Here is a 25,471-nt window from a genome sequence, read left to right as displayed (position 1 = left end):
GGGTGGGGTTGGGGCCCCCCCCCCCCCCACAACCCCCGACCCCCGGGTATACACCCCCCCCACCCCCCCCCCCCCCCCCCCCGCCGCGCCCCCCCCCCCCCCCGCCCCCCCCCCCCCCCACCTGTGTGTTAATACGAGACGCTTGATTTCCGGAACGTATCGGTTCAGTATCCAGGTGTGGCTACGATCACACCGACGATGAGCACGCGGGAGACGCCTCGGCGCGGCCGGCCCCGCGACGACCGGTTGGATGCGGTCATCCTGGATGCGACGATCGCCGAGACCGCCGCCAAGGGATGGGGCGGCGCGACCATCGAGGGAATCGCCGCCCGCGCGGGCGTCGGCCGCGCATCCATCTACCGCCGTTGGTCGAGCAAGTACGAGTTGTTCCAATATGTGGCGGGGTCCATCACTCGGCCGCCAGACGGGGTGGACACCGGGTCGTTCGTCGAGGACCTGTTCGCCGCGCTAATCCCGATTGCAGAGATGCTGACGCAACCCGAACTGGCCGCGATCCTCCCGGCGCTGCTCGCCGAAGCGGCCAACGATGAGTCGATTCGCTCCACGGTGCGCACTTTCGCCGGGCGGTGCCGGCAACAGGCGGTCGACGCGGTGCACCGGGCGCTCCAGCGCGGGGACATCCCGGAGGCGACCGACGCCGATGCGCTCGTGGACATGCTCGCTGGCGGCCTCGTCTATCGGCGACTCCTGCTCGGCGAGGCGACGGATGCCGCAGCCGTCCGAGCGTTGATACGGCAGGCCGTTCAGAGCTGCTCACCTGGTGCCGACACGGAGGGGCAATCGTGACTCACGTTCTCGATGTCGATCTCACAGATCCGCAGCTCTACACCAACGGCTTTCCCCACGATGTCTTCACCGAATTGCGCAGTCGCGGCGCGGTGCATCGGCACGCCGCCGTCGAAGGTCGTCCCGCCATCCCGCCGATTCCGTTCTGGTCCATTGTCGCCCACGCGGAGATCCAGCAGGCGAATCGTGATTGGCGGACTTTCGAGGCAAGGGGCGGGCCGATGATGGCGCCGGATCCGTTGCTCTCCGCCGGACGAACTCTGGTGTCGATGGACCCGCCCGATCAGGCGGAGATGCGTCGGATCATCACCTCGGAGTTCACGCCCCGGATGATCGGCAGGCTCGAGCAGCTCATCGCCGCCCGGACCGCCAGGATTCTCGAAGCTGCGGAGGGCGGTACGTGCGATTTCGTGAGTGATATCGCCTACCAGGTCCCGATGCATCTGATCGCGGACATCGTCGGCATCCCCGAGCCTGACCGCCCGTGGGTGTTCGAGCGGACCGATCAACTACTCAGGTCGGGTAATCCGTACAACGGCTACTCCGAGCAGGACCGGCTCGGAGTTCAGGTTGAGCTGTTCGAGTATGCGCAACGGCTGACGGTCGACAAGCGGGCGAATCCGACCGATGACGTGTGGACCAAGCTCGCCGGTCAGCTCGACGGCTTCGAGCTGGAGATGTTCTTCCTCATCCTGTCCATTGCCGGCAGCGAGACCACCCGAAACGCTTTGACGCAGGGGCTCGTTGCGCTGCTGGAGAATCCCGGTCAACTGGCTGAGTTGCGGTCGAACCCGGACCTGGCGGTGACCGCCGCCGACGAGGCCCTCCGATGGTCGAGCCCAGTGCTGTTCTTCGGCCGCACCGCCACCTGTGACGTGACGATCGGCGGGCAGGACGTGAAGGCGGGCGATCGTGTCCTGCTCTGGTATCCATCGGGAAACCGCGACGAAACCGTCTTCGAGAATCCGTTCCGCTTCGACATCCATCGAACACCGAACCCGCACGTGTCCTTTGGCGGCGGGGGAGTGCACTACTGCCTGGGCGCGAATCTCGCCCGCAAAGAAGTCCAAGTGGTGTTCGGGGCCATCGCGGCCGGCTACGACATCGAGGTGGCCGGACCCGCGGTGTGGGCGAGTGGCGGGCCGGTTCACAACGTCGGTATCGGGATCGACTCGCTGCCCGTGCGGATTCGCGCGTCTCGCTGACGTCAGCGCGAGGCTGTTCACCTGCCGACGAGGCGCTAGAGAACTGCCGTAAACGGCCCCAGCAGTTGCCAGTTCGGCTCGGACGCATCATTGAACACAGCGCCAAGGCCCCTGCCCGTCGAGGTGTACGTCGCCCCGGGGTCGTAGGGCACGAAGATCTGAGCGGTGTCCGAGTCTCGGGCTTGGGTGCACTGCACCGGGGAGTCGGCGCGCTGGACGCACACGACACTCAGGCGGGAGGAGAAGGGAACGGCGCAGCCCGCCGGAGTCACGGTGGCAGTGACCATGTTGGCCCCCGAGGCCGGCACCATCTCCGGGGGTGTCAGCGTGAACGAGCACAGTGTGCCGGGCGGTGGGGGCTGTGCGTGCGCGCTGGTCGCGCCCGCGAGGCCACTCAGCATGAGGGGCAGGGCCACCGAGAGAACCATGACGAGTCGGTTCATTCCTGGATGGTAAATCAGGAAGAGGATTCGAATTGCGGTATCCGCTCGTATGAGTTTTGACGGAGGATTGCCGCATGACCTTGGCCCGAGTGCTGTCCGTCGTTGCCGGCGCGGGCGGCATCGCCGCCACCGGCGTGGCGCTGCGCCGCTGGCACACCGGCTGGGGAGCGACGGAAACCGAACGCGGCGAACAACTTCCCGGAGACGAGTATCCGGTGAGCCGTTTTGGGATGCGCGCGACCAGGGCGCTGACGATCAACGCGACGCCGGCGCAGGTGTCCCTCGGGCGGCACCCGGCTCATCACGAGGCTTCGGACCTCCTACGCCTACCCCGGCGGCCTCGCATTCGCCCCGATCCTGGAAGTGGCCGACTTCCCGATGTACCGCAAGATGCTGCTTGGCATTCGCGAGCGTGCCGAGCACGTGGCCTCGTCGCATTCACACCCGTCGCCGCCGCGGGAGTAGGGTTCGGGGCTTGTGCCTGCGCGTCGCTGCGCTCGAAATCGAATGGAATGTCTTGACTTCTCACCAGGATTCGCCGACCCCTCATGTCCGACAGGCCGGTGATCCGAGTACCTCGGTGATGGCGGCACTACGGTCGCCGGCGCGGCTCAAGACTGAGGTGCTAGCCGGGCTCGTGGTGGCCCTGGCTCTGATCCCCGAGGCGATCTCGTTCTCCATCATCGCCGGGGTCGACCCCCGGGTCGGGCTGTTCGCCTCCTTCACAATGGCAGTGACGATCGCGTTCGTTGGTGGCAGGCCCGCGATGATCTCGGCGGCGACGGGAGCGATCGCGCTGGTCACCGCACCGCTGGTCCGCGAACACGGTATCGACTACCTCATCGCGACGGTCCTGCTCGCCGGGGTGCTGCAGATCGTGCTCAGCCTCATGGGGGTGGCCCGACTGATGCGGTTCATCCCACGCAGCGTCATGGTGGGTTTCGTCAACGCGCTGGCGATTCTGATCTTCCTGTCCCAGCTGCCCTATCTGATCGGCGTGCCGGCCCTGGTCTACCCGTTCGTCGCGATCGGTCTGCTGATCCTGGTCTTCTTTCCCAAGCTGACCACCGTGATTCCCGCTCCACTGATCGCGATCGTCGTTCTCACCGCCGCCGTCCTGATCTTCAAGGTGGATATCCCCAATGTCGGCGATGAGGGCGAACTTCCGACGAGTCTGCCGACACTGCTGCTGCCCCAGGTGCCGTTGAATCTGACCACCCTGGCGATCATCGCGCCATACGCATTGGCGATGGCGTTGGTCGGGCTGCTGGAGTCTCTGCTGACGGCCAAGTTGGTTGACGACATCACTGACACCCACAGCAACAAGACCCGCGAGAGCTGGGGACAGGGCGTCGCCAACATCGTCACCGGCCTGTTCGGCGGCATGGGGGGCTGCGCGATGATCGGCCAGACGATGATCAACGTGAAGGTGTCGGGTGCCCGCACCCGAATCTCGACGTTCCTGGCCGGAGTCTTCCTGATGGGCCTCGTGGTCGGACTGGGCGACATCGTCGGCCTGATCCCAATGGCGGCGCTCGTCGCGGTCATGGTCATGGTGTCGGTCGGCACTTTTGACTGGCACAGCATCGCGCCCACAACGCTGCGCAGGATGCCGCGCAGCGAGACGCTGGTCATGCTCGTCACCGTGGTGGTCACCGTTGCGACCAACAACCTCGCCTACGGCGTCATCGTCGGTGCGCTGACCGCGATGGTGCTGTTCGCGCGGCGCGTCGCCCACCTGGTCACGGTGCAGCGGGTGGCGGCGTCGGGCGTGGGGGGCGACGGCGTGCTCGACACCGTGGTCTACCGGGTGAGCGGCGAGTTGTTCTTCGCGTCCAGTAACGACCTGGTGTACCAGTTCAACTACATCGACGACCCGCGCAACATCGTGATCGACATGTCCGACTCGCACATCTGGGACGCCTCATCGGTCGCGGCCCTAGACGCGGTGACCACGAAGTATCGCGCGAAGGGCAAGGACGTCGAGATCATCGGCCTCAACACCGACTCGGCTGATAGGCATGACCGGTTGTCCGGGACGCTCGGCAACGAGGGCTGAGAGAGCGAGGGCTGAGCGATCGCCCTCGGCTAGCCGGCGGGCGCGGGTCCGGGTGCCGGCCCCGTTCCCGTTACGGGCGGTGCGGCGGCCGTCGGGGGCGGCCCGGCCGGAGGCACCGTGGCGCCCGGATTGAGCTGCGAACCCAGGATGCTCAGCAGGGGGCCGATCGCGGCGTTCGGAATCGTGCGCGGGGCCGGGCAGTCGGACTGCGAGCAGTCGGTCAGCTGCCAGGTCTGGCAGTCGCTGGTGCTGAACGTCGTGTCGGTTGGCTCGATGGTGACGATCGGTGCCTTCTTGGTGAGGCCGTTGTCGATTGTCTTGTCGGCGCCCGAGCGCTTCCAGTAGCACGCGCTGCCCTCGATGGGTCCCGCGGACTTGTACACGCCGGGCACCAGATCGACGCCCACCTTGTAGGTGCCGTCGGCGTCGATGCTGGTCTTCGGGCCTGCTGGCGGCGCCGGCGCCGGTTCGGTGGGCTCGGCGAGGGCGATCGCGGCGGATGCCCACAGTCCGGTCAATGCCAGCGCAGTGGCAACCGATGTCTTGATCGTGGACCTCATGGCACCAGTTTAGCTGGTCTAACTGCCATCGACGTCTGGTATCGGGTGGGGACCTCGACGCGGGGGTCGGTTCTCGCCACGACTGCGGCATGATGCCGCGGTGAGCTTTGTATCTCCCACTCTTGCCGACCTCATCGCCACCCTGCAGGTCGACCAGATCGACGACGAGCGCTTCGTGGCCACCCAGATGGACAACGCGCACCATCACATCGTCGGTGGCCACATCGCCGGCCAGGCCCTGATGGCGGCCAGTCGCACCGCGCCGGGTCGCGCACCGCACAGCGTGCACGTCTACTACCTGCGGGCCGGTGACGCCCGCCACCCGGTGGATCTGCACGTGTCGCGGTCACGCGACGGTGGCACCCTGTCCACCCGGAAGGTGACCGCCATCCAGGACGGCGAGGTGCTGCTCGAGGCGCTGGCGTCGTTCAGCACGCCCGTCGGGGGTCTCGAGCACCAGGTGAGCATGCCCGACGTGCCAGCGCCAGAGTCGCTGCCGTCGATGCAGGAGCAGATGGCCCCATACGCCGACGAGGCGCACGGTTACTGGGTCCGTCCGCAGCCGTTCGACCTGCGCTACGTCGATGCACCGCCACGGCTGGCGATGGACCTGCCCGACCCTTCACCGCGAATCAGGTTGTGGTGGCGGCCAATTGAGACCGTACCGAACGATCCCGCCCTGCACAGCAGCCTGCTGACCTACCTGTCGGGTACCACCATGCTGGAGACCGCCGTCACGATGCGGCGCACGACGCAGGTGTCGAGTTTCAACGCGTTGATCGACCACGCGCTGTGGTTTCACCGGCCGATCGACATGACGGACTGGGTGCTCTCCGATCAGTACTCGCCCAGCGGAATCGACGGCCGCGGACTGGCGACCTCGACCATGTACAACCGGGCCGGTGAATTGGTCTGCATCGCAACCCAGGAGCTGTACTTCGGCGGCAAGTGAGGATCTCGAACCGCGTGGGTCAGTGTCAGTTCTCGGGCGCGACCCGCGTGAAACTGTGTCTCGCGCAACACTAGAACGAGCCTGGGCGCTCGTTGGCCGCGCGGACGGTGAGCTGGCACCCGTAAGTCCCTGCCGCCCTGTGCGTTTGACGCCACGATGATCGCATCGGCATGAGCCTGCTCACTTCTGCGCCCGGGGTAGGACCTTCCTCGCTTCGCGAAACACGTATCCGGTTGGTCACGGAACCCCCGCTCAGCAGGGTCGTTGCCATTAGCATCAGTGCCGGTAGGGGACGTACTTTGCGGCGCCGACCCCAGCGAACGCTTGTCGTCGATTCGTTCCCCCGTCCGCGGGGCAACGGGTTAGGGTCTCGAATGGCGTTGCAATCGACACTTGGAGGGCATGCATGAGCGGCTACAAGACCGTTGTTGTCGGAACCGACGGCTCGGATTCGTCGCTGCGAGCAGTGGATCGGGCCGGTGCTATCGCCGCCGGTTCAGGCGCACGACTGATCGTGACCACGGCCTACTTCCCTCAGAGCGAGGATGCGCGTGCGGCCGACGTCCTCAAGGACGAGGGCTACAAGATGTCAGGCAATGCCCCGATCTACGCGATCCTGCGTGAGGCCAGGGACCGTGCCCATGCCGCAGGCGCCACCGAGATCGAGGAGAAGGCCGTCGTCGGCGCTCCCGTTGACGCCCTCGTGGAACTCGCCGAAGAGGTCAAGGCCGACCTACTCGTGGTCGGCAACGTCGGTCTCAGCACCATCGCCGGACGCCTTCTTGGCTCCGTACCCGCCAATGTGGCGCGCCGGTCCAAGACCGACGTGCTGATCGTCCACACCTCCTAGACCCGCAGACGCCCGCAGGACGGGCCGGGGTCACCAGCCGCGTTCGCGCCATTCGGCCAGGTGTGGCCGCTCGGCGCCCAGCGTCGTGTCGTCACCGTGGCCTGGGTACACAACCGTCGAGTCGTCGTACACGTCGAACAGGCGGGCGCTCACGCCATCGAGGAGTCGCTCGAAGTCGCCGTCTCGCCAGGTCTTGCCGACACCGCCTGGGAACAGGCAGTCGCCGGTGAACAGCTGGACCGTGTCGCCGGCGGCGGGCCCGCGCAGCGCGAGCGCCACCGATCCCTCGGTGTGTCCCTGCAGGTGGATGACATCGAAGGTGAGATCGCCCACCGTCACGGTGTCGCCATGGGCCAGGATTCGATCGGGTTTCACCGGCAGCGGCTCCGCGTCGAGCTGATGGGAGGCCGTCGGGGCGCCGGTCGCCTTGGCCACCTGCTCGAGGGCAAGCCAGTGATCGGGATGCTGGTGGCTGGTGACGATGAGCGACAGGGTCGGCGCGTGGGCTTCGATCAGCTCGAGCAGCACCGGAGCGTCATTCGCGGCATCGATGAGTAGGGTCTCGCCGGTTCGGGAACACGTGACCAGGTAGGCGTTGTTGTCCATGGGGCCCACCGACGCCTTCACGATGGTGGCGCCCGGCAGCGTGCGGCGCGCGGCGCTCCCAGGTTCGACGTGGCCCGTGTAGTTGTCATCGACGACCGTCATGACCGCCACGGTATCGGGCTCGGCCCAGGGCTTGTCGGGAGACTTGTCGGAGGGTGGACATAGCATGGGCGCGGACCGCTGTCTGTCGGTCGAAACGCAGCTCAAAACCTGGAGAGGTATCAGTTGGCTGACCGCCTGATCGTCAAGGGTGCACGCGAGCACAACCTGCGCGGCATTGACCTGGACCTGCCGCGTGATGCGCTGATCGTGTTCACCGGCCTGTCCGGTTCGGGCAAGTCGTCGCTGGCTTTCGACACCATCTTCGCCGAGGGACAGCGGCGCTACGTGGAGTCGTTGTCGGCCTACGCGCGCCAGTTCCTCGGGCAGATGGACAAGCCCGACGTCGACTTCATCGAGGGCCTCTCACCTGCGGTGTCGATCGACCAGAAGTCGACGAACCGCAACCCGCGATCCACCGTCGGCACCATCACCGAGGTCTACGACTACCTGCGCCTGCTGTACGCGCGGGCGGGCACGCCGCACTGCCCCGTCTGCGGTGAGCGCATCGCCCGCCAGACGCCGCAGCAGATCGTCGATCAGGTGCTGGCGATGGAGGAGGGCACCCGCTTCCAGGTGCTCGCGCCGGTGGTCCGCACCCGCAAGGGCGAGTTCGTCGACCTCTTCGACAAGCTCAACACGCAGGGCTACAGCCGGGTCCGGGTGGACGGCGTGGTGCACCCGCTGACCGAGCCGCCGAAGCTCAAGAAGCAGGAGAAGCACGATATCGAGGTGGTCGTCGACCGCCTCACCGTCAAGGCCTCGTCTAAGCAGCGGCTCACCGACTCCGTCGAGACGGCTCTCGGTCTGGCCGACGGCATCGTTGTGCTCGAGTTCGTCGACCGCGACGACCACCATCCGCATCGTGAGCAGAGGTTCTCGGAGAAGCTCGCCTGCCCCAACGGCCACGCGCTCGCCGTCGACGACCTCGAACCGCGGTCGTTCTCCTTCAACTCGCCCTACGGCGCCTGCCCGGAGTGCACGGGGCTGGGCATCCGCAAGGAGGTCGACCCCGACCTCGTCGTCCCCGACCCCGAACTGACTCTCGCCGAGGGGGCCATCGCCCCGTGGTCGGCAGGCCACTCGGCCGAGTACTTCACCCGCATGCTCGAGGGGCTCGGCGATGCCCTCGGGTTCGACACCGACACCCCGTGGCAGAAGCTGCCGGCCAAGGCGCGCAAGGCGATTCTGGAGGGCTGCAACGAACAGGTGCACGTCCGGTACAAGAACCGGTACGGCCGCACCCGCTCCTACTACGCCGACTTCGAGGGCGTCATGGCGTTCCTCAAGCGCCGCATGGAGCAGACCGAGTCCGAGCAGATGAAGGAGCGCTACGAGGGCTACATGCGCGATGTGCCCTGTCCCGTCTGCGAGGGCACCCGGCTCAAGCCGGAGATCCTGGCCGTCTCGCTGACAGCCGGCGAGTACGGCGCCAAGTCCATCGCCCAGGTCTGCGAGCTGTCGATCGCCGACTGTTCGGCATTCCTCAACGCGCTGACCCTCGGCGTGCGCGAGACCGCGATCGCCGGTCAGGTGCTCAAGGAGGTGCAGTCGCGGCTGGGCTTCCTGCTCGACGTCGGGCTGGACTACCTGAGCCTGTCACGCGCGGCGGGCACCCTCTCCGGTGGTGAGGCACAGCGCATTCGACTCGCCACTCAGATCGGCTCCGGCCTGGTCGGCGTGCTCTACGTGCTCGACGAGCCGTCGATCGGGCTGCACCAACGCGATAACCGCAGGCTCATCGACACCCTGGTGAGACTGCGCGACCTCGGCAACACGCTGATCGTCGTCGAACACGACCTGGACACCATCGCGCACGCCGACTGGGTCGTCGACATCGGTCCCGCCGCCGGTGAGCACGGCGGCCAGATCGTGCACAGCGGCACCTACGCCGATCTGCTGACCAACCCCGAATCCATCACCGGCGCATATCTTTCCGGCAAGGAGAGCATCGAGGTGCCGGCGATCCGTCGGCCGATCGACCGCAAGCGGCAGGTGACGGTCGTGGGTGCGCGCGAACACAACCTGGACGAGATCGACGTCTCATTCCCGCTCGGCGTGCTGACCTCGGTCACCGGCGTCTCGGGGTCGGGCAAGTCGACACTGGTCAACGACATCCTCGCCTCGGTGATGGCCAACAAGCTCAACGGTGCCCGTCAGGTTCCCGGCAGGCACACCAGGATCAACGGCCTCGACCAACTCGACAAGCTGGTCCGCGTGGACCAGTCGCCGATTGGTCGGACACCGCGATCCAACCCGGCCACCTACACCGGTGTCTTCGACAAGATCCGCACGCTGTTCGCCGCGACCACGGAGGCCAAGGTCCGCGGTTATCAGCCGGGCCGGTTCTCGTTCAACGTCAAGGGCGGTCGCTGCGAGGCGTGCTCGGGTGACGGCACCATCAAGATCGAGATGAACTTCCTGCCGGATGTCTATGTGCCGTGCGAGGTGTGTCAGGGCGCCCGCTACAACCGGGAAACCCTTGAGGTGCACTACAAGGGCAAGACCATCTCCGAGGTGCTGGACATGTCCATCGAGGAGGCCACCGACTTCTTCGAGCCGATCTCGTCGATTCACCGCTACCTCAAGACGCTCGTCGACGTCGGTCTGGGCTACGTCCGGCTCGGACAGCCCGCGCCCACGTTGTCCGGTGGTGAGGCTCAGCGCGTCAAACTGGCCGCCGAACTGCAGAAGCGCTCGACCGGGCGCACCATCTACATTCTCGACGAGCCCACCACCGGGCTGCACTTCGACGACATCCGCAAGCTGCTCAAGGTCATCAACGGCCTGGTCGACAAGGGCAACACCGTCATCGTCATCGAGCACAACCTCGACGTCATCAAGACGTCGGACTGGATCGTGGACATGGGGCCCGAGGGTGGGTCCGGTGGCGGAACGGTGGTGGCCCAGGGCACTCCCGAGGACGTCGCGGCCAATGCCAACAGCTACACGGGGCAGTTCCTCGCCGAGATGCTCGAGCCACCGGCCAAGCCGAAACGCAAGCGGCGCAAGGTCAGCGCCTAGCGCCCGGCGTCAGGATTTCGACAGCGGCGACGGGAACCGCGGTTTGATCAGCACGCCGTCGAGCCACGCCGTCAGTTCGTCGGCCTTGCGGTTCAGCGCTGTGCTCGCCGCGGTGCCGACGTCCTCGAGCAGTTGGACCTCGACCCGGCCCTCGGGGTCCTGCCGCCATCCGCCGACGACCCGGCCGTCGCACCACGCGGTCGGACCCGCATTGCCGTTGCGGTCGAAGATCTGGGTGCGGTGCTCACCGAGGTACCAGTCGCGGTCCTGCCAGCCCATCGTCGTGACGTCCAGGCCCGGCAGCAGCGCACACGACGGTTCGGAAGGCGGCTCCGGCTCGAGGTCGTCGGACAGCACGTAGCCGGGGGCTCCGTCGCCGTCCTCCAGGCTGACCTCGACCGCCCCGATGTCGGCCAGCGCCGCACGCGCCCAGGTGAGGGTGTTCCCGAACCACCACTTGACGTCATTGACAGTGGCGGGCCCGAACGCGCGCAACCAGTTACGGACCAACGTCTCCCGCGCCCCGTCGGCGTGGGCAGGATCGCCCGCGGCCAGCCAGGTCTCCGACGACGCCCAGCGGGGACGCGATGTCGTCCAGCCGCCGTCGTTGGGACCGCGCACCAGGTGACCCTGCACCGCGAGCACTGTCAGCACCCGCGGCGAGATGGGACCCTCTCCACCCCAGGTCTTTCCGGGCGCGGGGTCATATGTGCCCGCCAACTCCGGAAGCGCGGCACGGAGTTTGGCGGCACTCGTCGGACCCTGCTTGAGATGCCGCAGGACGGCGGCCGAGGCCGCCTCGAGCCACGCGGAGCCGTCGGCGGCGATACCCGCCTTCTCGACGTCGGCGATGAGGCGCTTGCGTTCGTTGGCCGCCACGCGGTCGCTGGCGGCGGCCTGGACCGCAGGCAATTCGTCAGCGTGCACGATCCACAGCGTCCGCCGCATCGCCAGGTGCTTGACCACCGAGCGCTCCTCGTAGAGCGCCGCATCCAGATCGGCGGTCCGGAAACCCGGAATGCGGGCCCACAGGGACAGGTAGGGCGTCGCCGGATCAGTGGCGTGCAGGCCGACGAGTCGTGAGGCGGCCTCGGTGACATCGACGGCTGACGATCCGGTCAGGAGGTGGCGCCGTGCCAGCCGGGCACGACGCTCCGCGGGGGAGAACGAGCGCACGTTCAGGCGTCGGGTTCGTCGCGCATCGAGGCCCGGATCTGCTCGAGGCGTTCCGCGGCGGCCTTCTGCCGAGCCTCGTACTGCTCCTCGATGCTGCGGCCCTGCGGGGTTTCGGCCGCCAGTTCTGCCGACCCGATAGACGCGCCGAAGCGCGTCTCGATCTTCTCGCGCACGGCGTCGAAGGTCGGCACACCTGCGGCGGTGTAGCCGGTGTCAGGGGGTGTCACTGGCACGGGCTCCGCGATCACGTCGACAGGGGGAGTCCCCGGATCGGGCGCCTGGGGATCGACCACGTCGGTCTCGACCACGTCAGCTTCGACGACGTCAGTTTCGACGACGTCATCGGAAACCGGCCGGTCAGGTGCCGGGCCGGACGAATCCGGGTCGTTCGTCGCCTCTGAATCTGACACGAAGCCACCGTACCGCTCGTGTCAGACGTCGAGGCCGTCGATTGTCGCCTCCGGTCAGTCACTCACGCCTCCGCGCTCGCCGGGTCGACCACCGGATCCGCGGCGAGCAGCGTCTCGGAAACCATGGGACCCCTCGAACCCATGGTTCCGAGACGCTACGTGAGCCTCGTTTTGACCATGTCGTAAAAAAACCAGTTCAGGGGCGTCGAAGCCTCATCCGAACGGTTGATATCGGGCTAAACTGCACGACCTCACAATATGTCGAAAATGTGATGGGGATCACAATGAATCGGAGAGTCGGCAGTGGTCGCGCTCGATGACTTCTCGCGCATAGTCTCCGCCACCTATACCTCGGCGGTGGATCCCGACAACTGGATTGTGGCGCTGGCCGACATTCGCCGCGTACTCGACGCGACGAGCTGCGCACTCATCGTTGCCGACGGCGCGAGCCGGTCCGTCATGAGCGCGAGCCTCGCGCCGGAGGCCAGGGAGATCTACAGCGAGCGCTACTGCAATGTCGACCACGTGCTGGAAGACGTCGAGAGCGGTCACGTCGGCCTCATCCGGAGCGGATCGGAACTCATCGAGGAACGGGTGCGGACGGAGTTCCACGCGGGCTTCCTACGGCCCTACGAGATGGAGGCCGGCCTCTTCGTGCGGCTGACCGGCGGCCCGATCCCGACCTGCTTTCTGGTCGCGGCGCCCAGGCGCTCCGAATCGTTTGACACCGCTGAGCGCATCCAGCTCGTGAGCGCGCTCGTTCCTCATCTCCAGCAGGCGCTTCGCACCCAGGAACACCTCAGGGACGTCGCGTGCGGCGTGAGTGACATGGCCCGGGCCCTCGACGTCGTGCGACACGGAATCGTCGTTGTCGCCAAGGGGCCACGCGTCGTCCACATGAACGCCGCCGCCGAGCGGATCCTGACGTGCCGCGACGGACTCCAAATACGGTCGGGCAACATCGAGGCCACCAGGGCGGCCTCCGACGCCGAGTTGCATCGCAGCCTTGCGGGTGCGCTGTCCGACCGGAAGTGCGGATCGCGCACCGGCGACGCGTTCACGTGTGCACGGCCATCGGGGAAGCGTCCCTACGTCATTCACGTACTGCCCTTCCTGCCCACACCGGGGGACTCCGCGGACGCCAGGGCCCTGGTGGTGATCATGGATCCGGAGCAGAACCCCGAGCCCCCACCGATGCTCCTGCGCCGCCTCTACGGCTTCACCAACGCCGAGGCGGAGGTCGCCCTGCGCGTGTTGAGGGGTGACGGCCTCACCCCGATCGCTGACGACCTGTCGCTGTCAATGGCCACGATCAAGACTCACCTTCACCATGTGTTCGACAAGACCGGCACCCACCGGCAGGCCGAACTCATCCGCCTCCTGCTGGACATCACCCCCGGGGATTGTTGGGATCGGTAGCGATTGGGGGCGTTTGTACTTGCTTCACGACGACGCCATCGGGGCGACGTGAAGTGAAGGGAATGTCCGATGGACATGGACAAGAAGCAGGCCACGAAGCGAGTTGTCACTGCGGGAATCGGCCTGGCTGCGGCGGCACTGGTGCTCGTCGGCTGTTCCGACGACAAGGGTTCGACCACGGCGTCCAGCAGCCCGGCCGCGAGCGGCACCGGCAGCTCGGAGGTGAGCACCGGTGGCGGCGCCGAGGTCACGGTGGAGGGCAAGGACCTCGCCGGCCTCGACCTGAACTCGGTGACCTGCGTCAAGCAGGCCGGCAAGATCAATGTCGCAAGCGCACCGATCGGCGGGGGTGCACAGGGGCTGGGCATCGTGATGACCGATGCCGACACACCGAAGGTTGAGTCGCTCGGCCTGGTCGTGGACGGCAGCGCCCTGGCGGTGTCCGAGATGGGCGGCATGAAGTCGGGTTCCGCGGACGTCGCGGTTGACGGCAGCACCTACACCATCACCGGCGAGGCGGCCGGAGCCGATATGAGTAACCCGATGGCGGGCATGATCACGAAGAAGTTCGTGATCAAGGTGACCTGCAACTGACAGGTCACTCCGCGGGCGGCGGACGTGCTCAGCACGTCCGCCGCTTTCGGTGTCTGGACACCACCACCCGTGTGCTTCTCCGCTCCTCATGTCCGCGCCCGCTTAAGATGCAGCCGTGTCGATCCCCGACGATCTGGAGCGCGCGCGCACGCTGGCGCTGGCCGCCGACGAGACGTCGGCGAAGGACCTGCTGCTGTCACTGGGGCCCCAGATCGAGGAATCCGACCGCGACGACCACATGTTCGAGCTGCTTGCCCAACTCGGCGAGCTCTACCTCGTCCGCACGGCTTATGAGGGCGTGACCGAATCCATCCGCCGCATCCGCGACTGCCTAGCGGTGTACGCCTCGATCCTCGACGGCACCGCACCACCGGATGTCATCGGCAAGAACACCATGACATCCGCCGACATTCGGCACATGCACTGCCGCTACGCGCGACGGGCCCAGTGCCTCGAGATCGGCCTGGCCGCCGCGCTCGGTGACCACGAGGGTGCCGGCGTGGCGTTGAGCGCACTCGACGGTATGGACGAGCACGACAACACCGCGTTCGACGACCTCGCCGACGAGTTCTCCTACCTGCGGACCCACGCCCGCATACTGTGCGCCATCGCGCTGTGCGAGGACGATCTGCATGTCCGCTCGGTTGGGCTGTGGCAGAACGTCATCGACGATATCGAGGCCACCGCGACGCCGACCGAGTCGACCGACAACCTACTGGTGCTCGGGGCCATCGGCTACGCCCGGTTCTGCATCGAGACCGGACGACTGTCGGAGGCCGAGCCCTGGCTTCGCCGCGCGGGTGCGCGTGCCGAGGCGCGGGGGTGGAAGCTGGCCACCGCGAGGACGCTTCTGGAACGCGCGACGGCGTATTGGTCGCGAGGCGAACAGGTCGCCACGGAGCGCCTCGTCGGCGAGGCCTATCCGGTCATCGCCGAGTACGCAAGGGCGAACGACGTGTCGAGGTGCTGGCTGTACTTCGGCCTCACCAGGATGGGCGTTGGGATGCTTGCGGCCGCCGACGAGTCCTGGGAGCACGCCGAGCGGCATTGGCGGGAACTCGGCAGGCCGCTGCACATTCATCGCATCCTGCTGCAGCGCAGCTGGATCGCGATCCTGCGCGGGCGCTACCAGGAGGCCATCGACATGGTCGAGCGAGCCAGGGCCTGCCTTGACGAGTCCCCGCGCAGTAGTTGGCTGGCCTACGCGCGCCTTGACGACCACCTCGGAACCATCTGGCGCGCCGACGCATTGGCCGATCTCGGCTTCGACGGGGCAGGCCGGCCCGATGAGGACTGGTCAACCATCGAGGCCCGGTACGGCTCGTCGCTTGGCGTCACCAACGCCGGCCCGGACAGCCCGGGGTTCGCCGCGGCCATGACCAAGCTGGCCCGGGCCGCAGACCTCAAACTGCCTGCCGCGCTTGCCGTCGACTCCGTGCGCTACTCGATCACCGATGCCGAGTCCAGATCACAATGGGCCGACTGCGTGTCGGCGCCAATGCTCGCCGGAGCCTTCGCCGTCGCCTGGGAGTGGGAGAACACGGCATTGACCGGTGAGCTCATCGAGTACCACAGCGCCCGAGGCACGTTCAGCACCGAGAAGCGGTCCACCGGAGGGCAGGAGCGCAGCGACCCGGGAATCGGCACGGCCGACGTTATCGAGTGGTCCCGGGTGACGACGGCACCGGCGCCGATCAGCGACGTCGATGAACTGGCCCAGGTGGCAGCCGGCCCGGTCGTCACCGCGGGCCGGTCGCTCACCAGGCTCGGCCCGCTACCGCCGCTGACGATGGATCCAACGGGGGTGCCGGTACTGGCCGAGTACCGCGAACTCGCGCTGACCCGGTACGGCCAACACGTCACCACCGACGAGGCGGCCTGGTCGACGTGGCCATGACGCAGGAGACACTCGTCCTGAGGTTCGCCGACGTCGGCACGGCCACCTACGCCAGCCTTCGGTTCGTCGGCGATCCGTCGCGAACCCTGACCTGGGTGATCGAGGAACCGCTGCTGCTCGCCGCGCTCGCCGAACTCGATGCAGCTCTTCCGGAGCCGGGCACGGGGGAGTCCCTGGCCGACGCGCTGTCGCGGGCGCTGGGAGCCGGGCCCTTCGCCGCGCCGGCCACCGAACTCATCGTGGCCTACCGCCTGGGTGTGCTGCTGGTGTCCGCCGCCGCGTGGCAGCTACTGGTGGAGTGCGCCTCGGATCCGCGCGCCACGCTGTTCGTGTCACCGAGTGCGCGGCTGGCCCGCGTTCCGTGGGGCCTGCTCGCGCTGCCCATGGCATGGCCGGACACCGACGATCTGGTGCGGGCGAGGGCAGCGGCAGTCACCGTGCACGGCACGGCCCCGGCCGCGGTCCCGTGGCCGGATCTGGACCCGGGTGCACTCACCGAGGGCTACCGGCTGATGGAGATCGTCGACGTGTTGATGGCGGTGCCGCCCAACATCGTCAACGCATCGCGGCCACGTGTCGCCTGGGGCCAACGGGCAGCTCGCCCACCCCTGCTCGTACTCGATCCTCGGGTGCCGGGGCAGCGAGCCGACTCCTCGCTGGGCTCGGTGCTGGGCCGACCGTCCCCGGATACCGCGCTGGCACGGCACTTCTCGTCGACCCACTGCTCGTCGACAGCGCCGAGTGGGAGGGTGTTACCCAATGTGGCCGGTGTCGTCGAGCTGTTCCGGCGCACCGACGCCGACAGACACTGGCTTGCCGAGATGTTGGGCGAGGAGCCTGCCCGCCTTCTCTACGTGGGTCACGCCACCGCGGCCGAATCCGGCAGCGCCGACCAGGCGGCCATCTACCTCGCTGACGAGCGACCGCTGACCGCGGCGGACGTCATGTCCATGGCGTTGCCCGTTCCGCCGCGCGTGGCGCTTCTGGCCTGCGCCTCGGGCGGGGACTACCGCTTCGACGAGGCCACCGGGCTCGTCGCGGCGGCAGTGCTCGGCGGAGCCCAGCTGGTGACCGCCACGCTGTGGTCATTGCCAACGACGGCGGGCTACCGGCAGTTCACCGGTTCGGATGCGGACCCCATGACCGATGTCGTCATCGCCGTCGACCAGGCCCACGATGAGCAGGACGCCGCGCTGGCAGTGAACCGCTGGCAGCGGGATCAGATGCGGCGTTGGCGCTCCGGGGATCTGGCGGCGAGCCCGCTGTACTGGGCGGCCTTGGTCACGTTCGCCGTCGATGGGGCCCGGTGAGGTTCAGTCCGGTGATACGCAGACGGCGACGGAGCTCTCATCGCCGCGCCGGTAGTAGGTGTCGATCAGGCTGCCAGGCGCCACGCGTTCAAGCGCGGACTCCGGCACCAAGGTCCTCTCGTGCGCAGGGAACTGCCCGCCCTCAGGTCTGCGGACCATGAGGTCGAGTTCGATCTCGCGGTAATCCTCTCGCGCGGTTCCGGTGGGGCGCATCGCGGTGACGACGCCGCGAGACCGGGTGCCATACCGGATCAGGTCGAGCTGTTCCCGTGTCACCAGGCCCTTTCGGACCAGCATCTGGTCGAACGCGGAACGCACTACGTCCATATCGTCGGCCAGCGAAAGGCGTTCCCGGGCACCGGGATCGAATGCAACGAGCAGGACCACTCCCGGCCGCAGTTCAGCCGTCACCGGGTCGTTCTCCTGATATCGCAATCGGCCCACGAACTTCTGACCCGTCACGCTCTCGACCTCGACCATGATGAAGTCGGTCACCGATCGCACGGTGCCGATGGCCACCGATGCCACCGCGTCGGGCTCGATGCGCGGGACGCAGCGTCGCTCGCGTGAGCCCAGGAGGGCCGGGGCAAGCACACTCGTGCCAACGGCGGCACAGATCAGGACTACGAGCAGGGTGACCACGGTGTCGGACATGTTTGAGATCGTCGCCCGCACACTGCGCTACCGAACCCAACTTCTCACGGTGCCTCTATCCTGGTCGGATGAGTACGGGGCATCTGGCGAGGCCGGTCGCGGTTGCTATGCCACGGCGCGCCGTGATCGACCAGGCCTGGCACGCGATCGGGCCGGGCGTCGAGGTGCTCAGCGGTATCGACGGGGGACCGTTGCGACGGACCGTCAAGCGCATCCTGGACCCGCTGGTCCTTCGGTTGCGGTCGAACCCGCAGTTCTCGGTCCCGGTGCTCGCCGCTGACGAGGCCGCCGCGATGGTCGAGGTGATAATCGATCACGCACCCCAACTTCGCTGCACTGCAGCCTGGTTCGCGCTCTTGAAGGCGCATCGCCGACGGCTGCGGATCACCACCGGCAATGCGCAGGAACTGTACTTCCCGGTGTGCTTCGAACTCGCTGTCACCGAGGGGGTTCCGCCCCAGCACGAGGACGCGGCGGCACAGGCTGCCGAGACGGTACTGCGCCGGATTCACGACGACCGGGACCGCACCGCCGTCGAGGTGCTCAACCGGTACGTCGAGGACCAGGACGTGATCGACACCCTCACGCGCCAACTCGACCGTAGCTGGCGAGACGTGCGCTCGTCGGACACCATTGCCGGACCCTTCCTGGCCGGCCTGACCACCGTTCTGGGCCCCGCCGACCGGCATGCCGCCCGGGTCGCGCGCCAACGGGTGTGGTCGGCGCTGATCGCCGACGCCACACCCTTCAACCTCGGCGCGCGGGCGCGTGTCGCCTCCGGTGGATTGCCGTGGTCGATTGTCGAACTCGGGCTCAGCTCGACAGAACCACAGGTGGCCCCAGCGGTGTTCAGTGGCGCCGAGGGTGCCCGTCCGCTGGACCGCAGCGTGGTGGATCGACTGCGCGCCACGTTGCGCCGTGGGCTCGACCACGACGAGCTTCCCGACATTCCGGCACTGTGCGCAGAGGAGGTCGACCGGGCCTGTGCACCGTGGGGCCTGCTGTCCGAGGACAAGCAGGCAACGCTCGTCGCGGGCATGGAGTTGGCGGGCGACCTGACGCCACTGACTGAGCAGGCATCGACCAGATACGAACTGGGACACACGATTGCGGCCAGGCTCCGCAAGGAGGCCTACGTGCTGCACGCCCGGCGCTACCTCGCCGACGGTGACCCCCTGCACCCCAGGCAGCGTCAGGTGGTGGATGACCTGCGCGCATTCGGCAGGCCCTACCTGAGCAGACTGTGGGCCAGGCTGCACGGGCGCGACGTCTGGCAGGAACCCTGCGACGATGTCGACGACGTGCGCGCGCTGCTCGAAGGCGTCGCCCGATCGGTCAGCCTGGATCACCGCCAGCGGATCAAGACAATGCTCGAACTCGAGGTGGCGCTGTGAGAATCGTCGCCGAGGGCGGACTGTGGAGCACCGGCCCCGCGGTGGCCGACGCCCCCGAGGTCGCGGTGATCGAGCTGGCCGGCGCGGTGCTGGCGTGGACGGTCGATGACCCTGCCGGTGCCGCCGCGACCCGCATCACGTTCACGGATGCGACCGCCGCCGAATGGCTTTGGCGGCTGGTCGGGACAACCGGCCACGCGGTCCTGCTCGACGCCCTCGACGGCCGTGATCCGGGTGTCCCGATTGACCTGCCCGGCATCGAGGTGGCAGCCGAGGGGGTCCTGCCTTTGCGGCGCCTCGCGCTCGGGCACTGGGCCCGCAGATGGTGGCCGGTAACCCTCCGTGACGGCATCGTGGGTCTCGACTCGGCCATCCTCGACGCCGAACTGGCCGTGCTGACCGCGCAGGCACAGGAGTTCCTCGACGGTGACGCCATGGACGGTGACGTCACCGGGCTGCTGCGGCGGCACCGGGCGGCGCTGCTGCACCATCGCCGTGGTGGTGACCCGCGGGTAGTCGCGCTGGTCGATACGGCCGTCGAACTCGCCGATGAGGTGGGGGCGTGGGACGCGGCGGATCTCCTGGTCGTGCCCGATATCGCGACATCGGAGCGTGCCGACTATGCGCTGGCCGCAGGCACCGGGCCTGCGCAGTCCACACCGCTGGCGGTGGCCGGCGGCGTCCAGTCGTTGAACTGGGCGTCCGTGCCTCCCGGCGTTTTCGACGCGGCTGACGAGACCGTCGATTGGCGCGTCGAGGCCGTCGGCTCGACCGCGGTCGCGACGGTGCGGGTCGCGATGATCGGTGCCACACCGGCCACCGACATCGGCGTACGGCTCCGGTCCGGTGAGCTGAGTGCCGCGGGCGTACTGGATGCCGACGGCGCGGCACGCCTCGAGATCGTCGACGCCGGTGAGGTGCCGCTCACCGAAGGCCGTGCCTGGAACCATGACTGGGCGCCCACGATCGTGTCGGTCGGGGCGGATCTCGGTGACTCACCGGAGGCGGCACAAGCGCGCCATCGGATCCGCGAATTCGCCAGATCCCGGTTGCAGCGGCCGGCATCCGACGCCTTCCTCGCCGAGATCCTGGCCGCCGAATCCGACTACTGAGGATCCGACTGCTGACGTCTCATCTGGCGGCGGATCATTTGGCGGCGGACGCAATCGTCGGCGCGGCATGTGTTGCAGGTGCGACGGGCAGCGGAAGCGACTGCCTGGGCACGCCGGGAGTGCCGATCTGGCCGGCCAGCCACGGCAGGGCATCCGCGAACGCCTTTGCGGCGAAAGGCCAGTCGTGCTTGCCCGGTTGTGTGACGACGGCGCAGTCGATGCCGTTGGTGCCGCCAAGGCCGCACAGTGAGTCCGCGGCGGTGGCCTGATCGTTGGTGTGCGACGCCGCGTCACGTCCACCGAGGCCGTTGGCGTTGTTGACGTTGACCACGGCGGGTGTCGCGGATGCGGCGGTGGCGTCGTTGACGGCGAACAGCCCTGCGGTGTTGGCGTATCGGCCGTGGCGCGTCATGACCGTCGTGGGGTCGAAGGCCGCGTAGTTGGCCGCGCTACCTCCGAACAGGCGCTCGATGGTCTGGGCTTTGGTGCCGGAGTTCGGGCTGAGGTCGCCCGCGATGTCCTCGAACGCACTGAAGGTCTCGGGGTGCATCACCGTGAGGTCAACGGCGCATGTCCCGCCCATCGACCAGCCCACGATGCCCCAGTTGGCCCGATCGGCACTGACCCCGTAGGTGTCCTCCATGAACGGCACGACGTCCTTCGTCAGGTGGTCGGCGGCGTTGCCGCGGCTGCCGTTGACGCACTCGGTGTCGTTGTTGAACGCACCGCCCGAGTCGACGAACACCAGCACGGGGGCGTTACCCGCGTGTCTTGCCGCGAAGTCGTCCATCGTCTTGATCGCGTTGCCCGCGCGCAACCAGTCCGCGGGCGTGTTGAACTCGCCGCCGATCATCATGAGCGTCGGCAGCGCGGCTGGCGGATCCGAGGCGAACCACACGGGCGGCAGGTACACGAGTTCACCGCGGTGCTTGAACCCCGATGCCGCCGAACTGATGTTGACGGGCACCACCGAGCCGCGGGCCGGGATCTTGCGTGCGTGCTGCATCGCCACCACGGTCGCCTGATCCGTTTGGTCGGGTAGCGGTCCCGCTGTGAGCTGGTTCCATGCGGTCTGCACGGTGGGGAAGTAGCCCACCCAGAGGTTCAGCGCCAACGCGGTGCACAGCACTGACAACGGCACGGCCATGACGGAGACGCCGCGTCGCCACCAACGGGCATCACGCCACCCGGCGACCAGCACGATAAGTGCCGCCCCGCTGACGGTGGTCCAGATCCACAGCAGCTTTGGCGCTGGATCGCCCGCGAGACCCTCTGATGACACGTATCCGTACGTGACCGCGGTCAGGGCCAAGCCTGCGCCGATCGCCGTTGGCAGCCACGCCAGCCGCCATCTCCGGCTGCGCCAGCCGACCGCCGCGACCAACACGACCACCGTGACCACTTGCGCCGTCAGCGGCAACCAGCCGTGCATCAGCGAAAGATGTTGCAGGCGAAACGATCCAGCCGGGTCCGCCAGAAGGGTCGCGGCGATCGTCGTTGAGGTCGTCACGGATTCATCGTTGTTGCCGATCCTGTAAACAGGCTGTGAATTGGCCGCCGGTGGGCTGGGGCAGGGTCAGCGTGGCTTGGCGAGCGGGAACGGCAGCGTCTCGCGGATGCTGCGCCCGGTGATCAGCATGACCACGCGGTCCACGCCGACTCCGAGGCCGCCGGTCGGCGGCATCGCGTACTCCATTGCCTGAAGGAAGTCCTCGTCGAGTTCCATGGCCTCCGGGTCACCGCCCGCGGCGAGCAGCGACTGCTCCTGCAAACGCCTGCGTTGTTCCACCGGGTCGGTCAACTCGCTGTAGGCGGTGCCGAGTTCGACACCCCACGCCACCAGGTCCCAGCGTTCGGCGACGCCGGGAAGACTGCGGTGGGGCCGGGTCAGCGGTGACACCGACGTGGGGAAGTCCTTGTAGAACGTTGGGCGCTCGGTCTGCCCCTCCACCAGGCGCTCGTACAACTCGAGCACGACCGCCCCGGCGTCCCAGTGCGTCAGGTAGGGCACGCCTGCACCGTCGCACAGCGCGCGCAGCCTGCTCAGCTCGGTGCCTGGGTCGATCTCCTCGCCGAGGGCCTCGGACACCGCGCCGTGCACGGTCTTCACCGGCCACGGACCGGAGATGTCGACGGCCTGCAGTGTGCCGTCGGTGTCCCCGGGACGCATCACCACCTGGCTGCCGTTGGCGGCCGCGGCGGCGTTCTGGATCAGCTCGCGGCAGCCGTCGACCCACACGTTGTAGTCGGCGTGCGCCTGGTAGGCCTCCAGCAGCGTGAACTCGGGGTTGTGGCTGAAGTCAACGCCCTCGTTGCGGAATGCGCGGCCGAGCTCGAAGACCCGCTCCACACCACCGACGCAGAGCCGTTTGAGGTAGAGCTCGGGTGCGATTCGCAGATACAGGTCGAGGTCGTAGGCGTTGATGTGCGTCATGAAGGGGCGCGCGTTCGCGCCGCCGTGGATCTGCTGCAGGATCGGCGTCTCAACCTCCAGGAAACCCTTGCCGACCAACGTCTCCCGGATCGAGTGCAGGATGCGGCTACGGGCGGTGATCAGATCACGTGACTCGGTGTTGATGGCGAGGTCGACATAGCGGGTCCGGACCTTGGCCTCGGGATCGGTGAGCCCCTTCCACTTGTCGGGAAGCGGGCGTAGGCACTTGCCGTTCAGGCGCCAGTGGTCCACCAGCAGTGACCGGGCGCCGGATCTGCTGGTGCCCATCGTGCCGGTGACCTCAATCAGGTCGCCGAGGTCGATCGCGTTGGTCACGTCCGCGATGCTGCCCGCGGTCATCCGTGAGTTGTCGAACAGGAGCTGAACCTCGCCTGACCAATCCCGCAGCTGAGCGAACAACACGCCGCCGTAGTCCCGCAACCGCAGTACGCGGCCGGCGACGCTGACGCTCACGTCATCGGTGCCGACGGCCTCGGCGATCGTGTGGCTCGGTGGTCGGCCCACTGGATAGGCATCAATGCCGTTGTCCTGCAATGACTTCAGCTTGGCCATTCGCACGCGGACCTGTTCGGGCAGCCGCGGGGCGTCGTCGCTGCCGTCGTCGCCGTCGATCGTGATGGTGCCGAGGTCGGGCGTGCTGCCATCGTCGTGGAGCAGGCCCGTCCTGGCCAGGTTCTCGGGCACCGAGGAGTGGTGGCCGGTGTGCTGCTTATTGCGCCGACTGAACGGCAGCACCAAGAATCCCTCGGCGATGACGGAGGCGACTCCGACCCGCGGGATGAGGCGGGCGTCCTCGTAGCAGGCGAACCGGGGAACCCACTCGGGTTGGTACTTCATGTTCGACCGGTACAGCGTCTCCAGCTGCCACCAGCGGGAGAAGAACACCAGCAGCGCACGCCACAGTCGCGCCACCGGACCCGCGCCGAGCTGCGCCCCCTCCTCGAAGGCGGACCGGAACATCGCGAAGTTGAGCGAGATGCGGCTGATGCCGATCGCCTCGGCCTGCAGGCACAGCTCGCTGACCATCAACTCGTTGGTGCCATTGGGGGACTGGGGGGACCGCCGCATCAGGTCGAGCGAGACGCCGTTGGTGCCCCACGGGACCAGCGACAGCATTGCGACGACGGTGGCCTGATCACCGTCGCCCTGAATGGCCTCGGCGAGCAGGCAGTCGCCGTCGGCTGGATCGCCCAACCGGCCCAGCGCCATCGAGAATCCGCGCTCGGTCTCGGTGTCGCGCCAGGCGTCGGCCCGCTCGATGACATCGCTCATCTCCTGCGCCGTGAGATCGCGGTGCCGGCGCATCCGCACGGTGAGGCCGGCCCGCCGGGCCCGCGTGACCGCCTGGCGAACGGGCTTCATATCGGGGCCGGACAGCTTGAAACCGTCGGGGTGCAGGATCGCCTCGTCGCCGAGTTCGAGCGCATTGAGTCCTGCGTCGCGGAACGCTTGCGCGGCAGCCGCACTCGCGCCCATCACACCCGGCGCCCAGCCGTAGGACTGGCACAGCTGCAGCCAGGCGGAGATGGCTCCGGGCCACGCCTTGGGGTCACCGACCGGGTCACCGCTGGCCAGGCAGACGCCCACCTCGACGCGGTAGGTGATCGCCGCGCGCCCGTTCGGCGCGAACACCACCGACTTGTCGCGGCGGGTGGCGAAGTACCCCAGCGAGTCGTTCTTGCCGTACAGCGCCAGCAGACCGCGGATCGCGGACTCGTCCTCGCCGGTGAGCGCGTTCTCCGCACGCTGGGACCGGAACAGAACGATCGCCGCGACGACGAGTGCGACCGCCCCGAACAGGCCGAGCAGCGCATTGACGAAGACATGGGGGTGCTGCCCGTCAAACGCGCCCGCATCGACACCGGCGAAGGCGACGACGCGGTTGGCGGCATAGAGCAGGCGGTAGTCGCGCTCGAGTGTGCCGGGGAAGAGCTCCAGCAGGCCCCAGCCGATCAGAATTCCCAACCCCATGCCCGCGAGCAATGTTGCGGCGGCCTTGATCAGTGCGCCGCGACGGACCTTCGCCCAGAACTCACGCCGGGCCAGGACCAGGAACGCGATCGCCGCGACGTGGAATGCCAGGCCGATGACCTCGCCGATCTCGTCCATGACTGGCTCGTCGCCGGCGATCAGGTCGGCGATGTTCACGCCGATGGCCGCCACCATGTAGAGAACGAGGATCCACCAGCCGATCCGCTTGCGGGCCGCCAGTGCCGCCGCCAGCAGTGCCAGCACCACCGCCCACGCGAAGCTGGTGTCCGGGAAGTTGAACAGATAGTCGTTGACGAACTCGCGCGGAATCCTGATGATCCACCGGATCAACGGGGACACGCTGGCGATCAGGGACAGCGTGGCGATGACGCCCACGGTCCAGCCCGCCGCAGCGGGGACCCACCAGTACGTCGAACGCTTGTCGTGTCGTACCGCGGTCAGGGTCATAGGCCG

Annotated in this window: 20 protein-coding genes; 12 read left to right on the top strand and 8 right to left on the bottom strand. The window is 67.7% G+C overall.

Annotated elements, in window-relative coordinates:
* Nucleotides 1–177 precede the first annotated feature (177 nt).
* Both ABIA65_RS33295 and ABIA65_RS33290 read left to right on the top strand, forming a co-directional pair.
* Entirely contained in the window at nucleotides 178–807 is a 630-nt protein-coding gene (locus ABIA65_RS33295) for a TetR/AcrR family transcriptional regulator (RefSeq protein WP_354526248.1), read from the top strand.
* Nucleotides 804–2,012: a cytochrome P450 gene (locus ABIA65_RS33290; RefSeq protein ID WP_354526247.1), complete on the top strand. Its 1,209-nt coding sequence runs from the start codon at nucleotides 804–806 to the stop codon at nucleotides 2,010–2,012. Before ABIA65_RS33295 ends, ABIA65_RS33290 begins: the two co-directional genes overlap by 4 nt.
* Nucleotides 2,013–2,047: 35 nt before the next feature.
* On the opposite strand, the gene ABIA65_RS33285 is transcribed toward ABIA65_RS33290, so the two are convergent.
* Complete coding sequence (locus tag ABIA65_RS33285) at nucleotides 2,048–2,455, bottom strand: hypothetical protein (protein WP_354526246.1); 408 nt, start codon at nucleotides 2,453–2,455, stop codon at nucleotides 2,048–2,050.
* Nucleotides 2,456–2,972: 517 nt separating this feature from the next.
* Here ABIA65_RS33285 and ABIA65_RS33280 point away from each other — a divergent pair.
* Complete coding sequence (locus ABIA65_RS33280) at nucleotides 2,973–4,514, top strand: SulP family inorganic anion transporter (protein ID WP_354526245.1); 1,542 nt, start codon at nucleotides 2,973–2,975, stop codon at nucleotides 4,512–4,514.
* A gap of 29 nt (nucleotides 4,515–4,543) precedes the next feature.
* Here ABIA65_RS33280 and ABIA65_RS33275 read toward each other — a convergent pair whose 3' ends face one another.
* Nucleotides 4,544–5,074 (bottom strand): Rv1352/Rv1906c domain-containing protein, encoded by a 531-nt coding sequence (locus tag ABIA65_RS33275; RefSeq protein WP_241404974.1) that lies wholly within the window; start codon nucleotides 5,072–5,074, stop codon nucleotides 4,544–4,546.
* 100 nt (nucleotides 5,075–5,174) lie between these two features.
* On the opposite strand from ABIA65_RS33275, the gene ABIA65_RS33270 reads away from it, so the two are divergent.
* Both ABIA65_RS33270 and ABIA65_RS33265 read left to right on the top strand, forming a co-directional pair.
* A complete protein-coding gene (locus tag ABIA65_RS33270; RefSeq protein ID WP_241404975.1) occupies nucleotides 5,175–6,026 on the top strand; it encodes an acyl-CoA thioesterase in 852 nt (283 codons plus the stop codon).
* 406 nt (nucleotides 6,027–6,432) lie between these two features.
* The gene (locus tag ABIA65_RS33265) at nucleotides 6,433–6,876 is read left to right on the top strand and encodes a universal stress protein (protein WP_241404976.1); all 444 of its coding nucleotides are present in this window, start codon (nucleotides 6,433–6,435) and stop codon (nucleotides 6,874–6,876) included.
* 30 nt (nucleotides 6,877–6,906) lie between these two features.
* On the opposite strand, the gene ABIA65_RS33260 is transcribed toward ABIA65_RS33265, so the two are convergent.
* The gene (locus ABIA65_RS33260) at nucleotides 6,907–7,584 is read right to left on the bottom strand and encodes an MBL fold metallo-hydrolase (RefSeq protein ID WP_241404977.1); all 678 of its coding nucleotides are present in this window, start codon (nucleotides 7,582–7,584) and stop codon (nucleotides 6,907–6,909) included.
* 123 nt (nucleotides 7,585–7,707) lie between these two features.
* Here ABIA65_RS33260 and uvrA point away from each other — a divergent pair, with 123 nt between their 5' ends.
* Nucleotides 7,708–10,605, top strand: coding sequence for an excinuclease ABC subunit UvrA (gene uvrA, locus ABIA65_RS33255; protein ID WP_241404978.1), 2,898 nt, complete (start codon nucleotides 7,708–7,710; stop codon nucleotides 10,603–10,605).
* 9 nt (nucleotides 10,606–10,614) lie between these two features.
* Here uvrA and ABIA65_RS33250 read toward each other — a convergent pair whose 3' ends face one another.
* Both ABIA65_RS33250 and ABIA65_RS33245 read right to left on the bottom strand, forming a co-directional pair.
* Nucleotides 10,615–11,781: a winged helix DNA-binding domain-containing protein gene (locus ABIA65_RS33250; RefSeq protein WP_241404979.1), complete on the bottom strand. Its 1,167-nt coding sequence runs from the start codon at nucleotides 11,779–11,781 to the stop codon at nucleotides 10,615–10,617.
* A gap of 2 nt (nucleotides 11,782–11,783) precedes the next feature.
* On the bottom strand, nucleotides 11,784–12,089 hold the full coding sequence (locus ABIA65_RS33245) for a hypothetical protein (protein WP_502919651.1): 306 nt from the start codon (nucleotides 12,087–12,089) through the stop codon (nucleotides 11,784–11,786).
* A gap of 405 nt (nucleotides 12,090–12,494) precedes the next feature.
* Between ABIA65_RS33245 and ABIA65_RS33240 the strand changes: the two genes are divergently transcribed.
* From ABIA65_RS33240 to ABIA65_RS33225, 4 genes are all read left to right on the top strand, one after another.
* Nucleotides 12,495–13,610, top strand: a complete 1,116-nt coding sequence (locus ABIA65_RS33240; protein WP_354526244.1) for a helix-turn-helix transcriptional regulator — start codon at nucleotides 12,495–12,497, stop codon at nucleotides 13,608–13,610.
* 75 nt (nucleotides 13,611–13,685) lie between these two features.
* On the top strand, nucleotides 13,686–14,204 hold the full coding sequence (locus tag ABIA65_RS33235; protein WP_241405630.1) for a lipoprotein LpqH: 519 nt from the start codon (nucleotides 13,686–13,688) through the stop codon (nucleotides 14,202–14,204).
* A gap of 115 nt (nucleotides 14,205–14,319) precedes the next feature.
* Complete coding sequence (locus tag ABIA65_RS33230; RefSeq protein ID WP_354526243.1) at nucleotides 14,320–16,101, top strand: hypothetical protein; 1,782 nt, start codon at nucleotides 14,320–14,322, stop codon at nucleotides 16,099–16,101.
* On the top strand, nucleotides 16,098–17,411 hold the full coding sequence (locus ABIA65_RS33225) for a CHAT domain-containing protein (protein ID WP_354526253.1): 1,314 nt from the start codon (nucleotides 16,098–16,100) through the stop codon (nucleotides 17,409–17,411). The genes ABIA65_RS33230 and ABIA65_RS33225 overlap by 4 nt, the downstream gene beginning before the upstream one ends.
* A 3-nt stretch (nucleotides 17,412–17,414) precedes the next feature.
* Here ABIA65_RS33225 and ABIA65_RS33220 read toward each other — a convergent pair whose 3' ends face one another.
* Nucleotides 17,415–18,065: a hypothetical protein gene (locus tag ABIA65_RS33220; RefSeq protein WP_354526242.1), complete on the bottom strand. Its 651-nt coding sequence runs from the start codon at nucleotides 18,063–18,065 to the stop codon at nucleotides 17,415–17,417.
* A 68-nt stretch (nucleotides 18,066–18,133) separates the two neighbouring features.
* On the opposite strand from ABIA65_RS33220, the gene ABIA65_RS33215 reads away from it, so the two are divergent.
* Both ABIA65_RS33215 and ABIA65_RS33210 read left to right on the top strand, forming a co-directional pair.
* A complete protein-coding gene (locus ABIA65_RS33215; protein WP_354526241.1) occupies nucleotides 18,134–19,459 on the top strand; it encodes a hypothetical protein in 1,326 nt (441 codons plus the stop codon).
* Nucleotides 19,456–20,571 carry a hypothetical protein gene (locus ABIA65_RS33210; RefSeq protein WP_354526240.1) on the top strand — a complete coding sequence of 372 codons (1,116 nt, stop codon included), beginning with the start codon at nucleotides 19,456–19,458 and terminating at the stop codon, nucleotides 20,569–20,571. The genes ABIA65_RS33215 and ABIA65_RS33210 overlap by 4 nt, the downstream gene beginning before the upstream one ends.
* Nucleotides 20,572–20,605: 34 nt before the next feature.
* On the opposite strand, the gene ABIA65_RS33205 is transcribed toward ABIA65_RS33210, so the two are convergent.
* Both ABIA65_RS33205 and lysX read right to left on the bottom strand, forming a co-directional pair.
* Nucleotides 20,606–22,081, bottom strand: a complete 1,476-nt coding sequence (locus ABIA65_RS33205) for an alpha/beta hydrolase (RefSeq protein ID WP_502919650.1) — start codon at nucleotides 22,079–22,081, stop codon at nucleotides 20,606–20,608.
* A 66-nt stretch (nucleotides 22,082–22,147) separates the two neighbouring features.
* Complete coding sequence (gene lysX, locus ABIA65_RS33200) at nucleotides 22,148–25,465, bottom strand: bifunctional lysylphosphatidylglycerol synthetase/lysine--tRNA ligase LysX (RefSeq protein ID WP_354526239.1); 3,318 nt, start codon at nucleotides 25,463–25,465, stop codon at nucleotides 22,148–22,150.
* Nucleotides 25,466–25,471 lie beyond the last annotated feature (6 nt).

Origin of the sequence: Mycolicibacterium sp. 624, from assembly GCF_040548615.1 — a bacterium.
Lineage (GTDB): Bacteria > Actinomycetota > Actinomycetes > Mycobacteriales > Mycobacteriaceae > Mycobacterium.
This window is presented reverse-complemented; position numbering and strand designations above follow the sequence as displayed.

What these genes read in the sequence shown, in the direction of transcription:
- ABIA65_RS33285 (WP_354526246.1), bottom strand. Translation starts at nt 2,455, where the DNA reads ATGAACCGACTCGTCATGGTTCTCTCGGTGGCCCTGCCCCTCATGCTG.
- ABIA65_RS33275 (WP_241404974.1), bottom strand. Translation starts at nt 5,074, where the DNA reads ATGAGGTCCACGATCAAGACATCGGTTGCCACTGCGCTGGCATTGACC.
- ABIA65_RS33265 (WP_241404976.1), top strand. Translation starts at nt 6,433, where the DNA reads ATGAGCGGCTACAAGACCGTTGTTGTCGGAACCGACGGCTCGGATTCG.
- ABIA65_RS33260 (WP_241404977.1), bottom strand. Translation starts at nt 7,584, where the DNA reads ATGACGGTCGTCGATGACAACTACACGGGCCACGTCGAACCTGGGAGC.
- ABIA65_RS33235 (WP_241405630.1), top strand. Translation starts at nt 13,686, where the DNA reads ATGGACAAGAAGCAGGCCACGAAGCGAGTTGTCACTGCGGGAATCGGC.
- ABIA65_RS33225 (WP_354526253.1), top strand. Translation starts at nt 16,098, where the DNA reads ATGACGCAGGAGACACTCGTCCTGAGGTTCGCCGACGTCGGCACGGCC.
- ABIA65_RS33220 (WP_354526242.1), bottom strand. Translation starts at nt 18,065, where the DNA reads ATGTCCGACACCGTGGTCACCCTGCTCGTAGTCCTGATCTGTGCCGCC.
- ABIA65_RS33215 (WP_354526241.1), top strand. Translation starts at nt 18,134, where the DNA reads ATGAGTACGGGGCATCTGGCGAGGCCGGTCGCGGTTGCTATGCCACGG.
- lysX (WP_354526239.1), bottom strand. Translation starts at nt 25,465, where the DNA reads ATGACCCTGACCGCGGTACGACACGACAAGCGTTCGACGTACTGGTGG.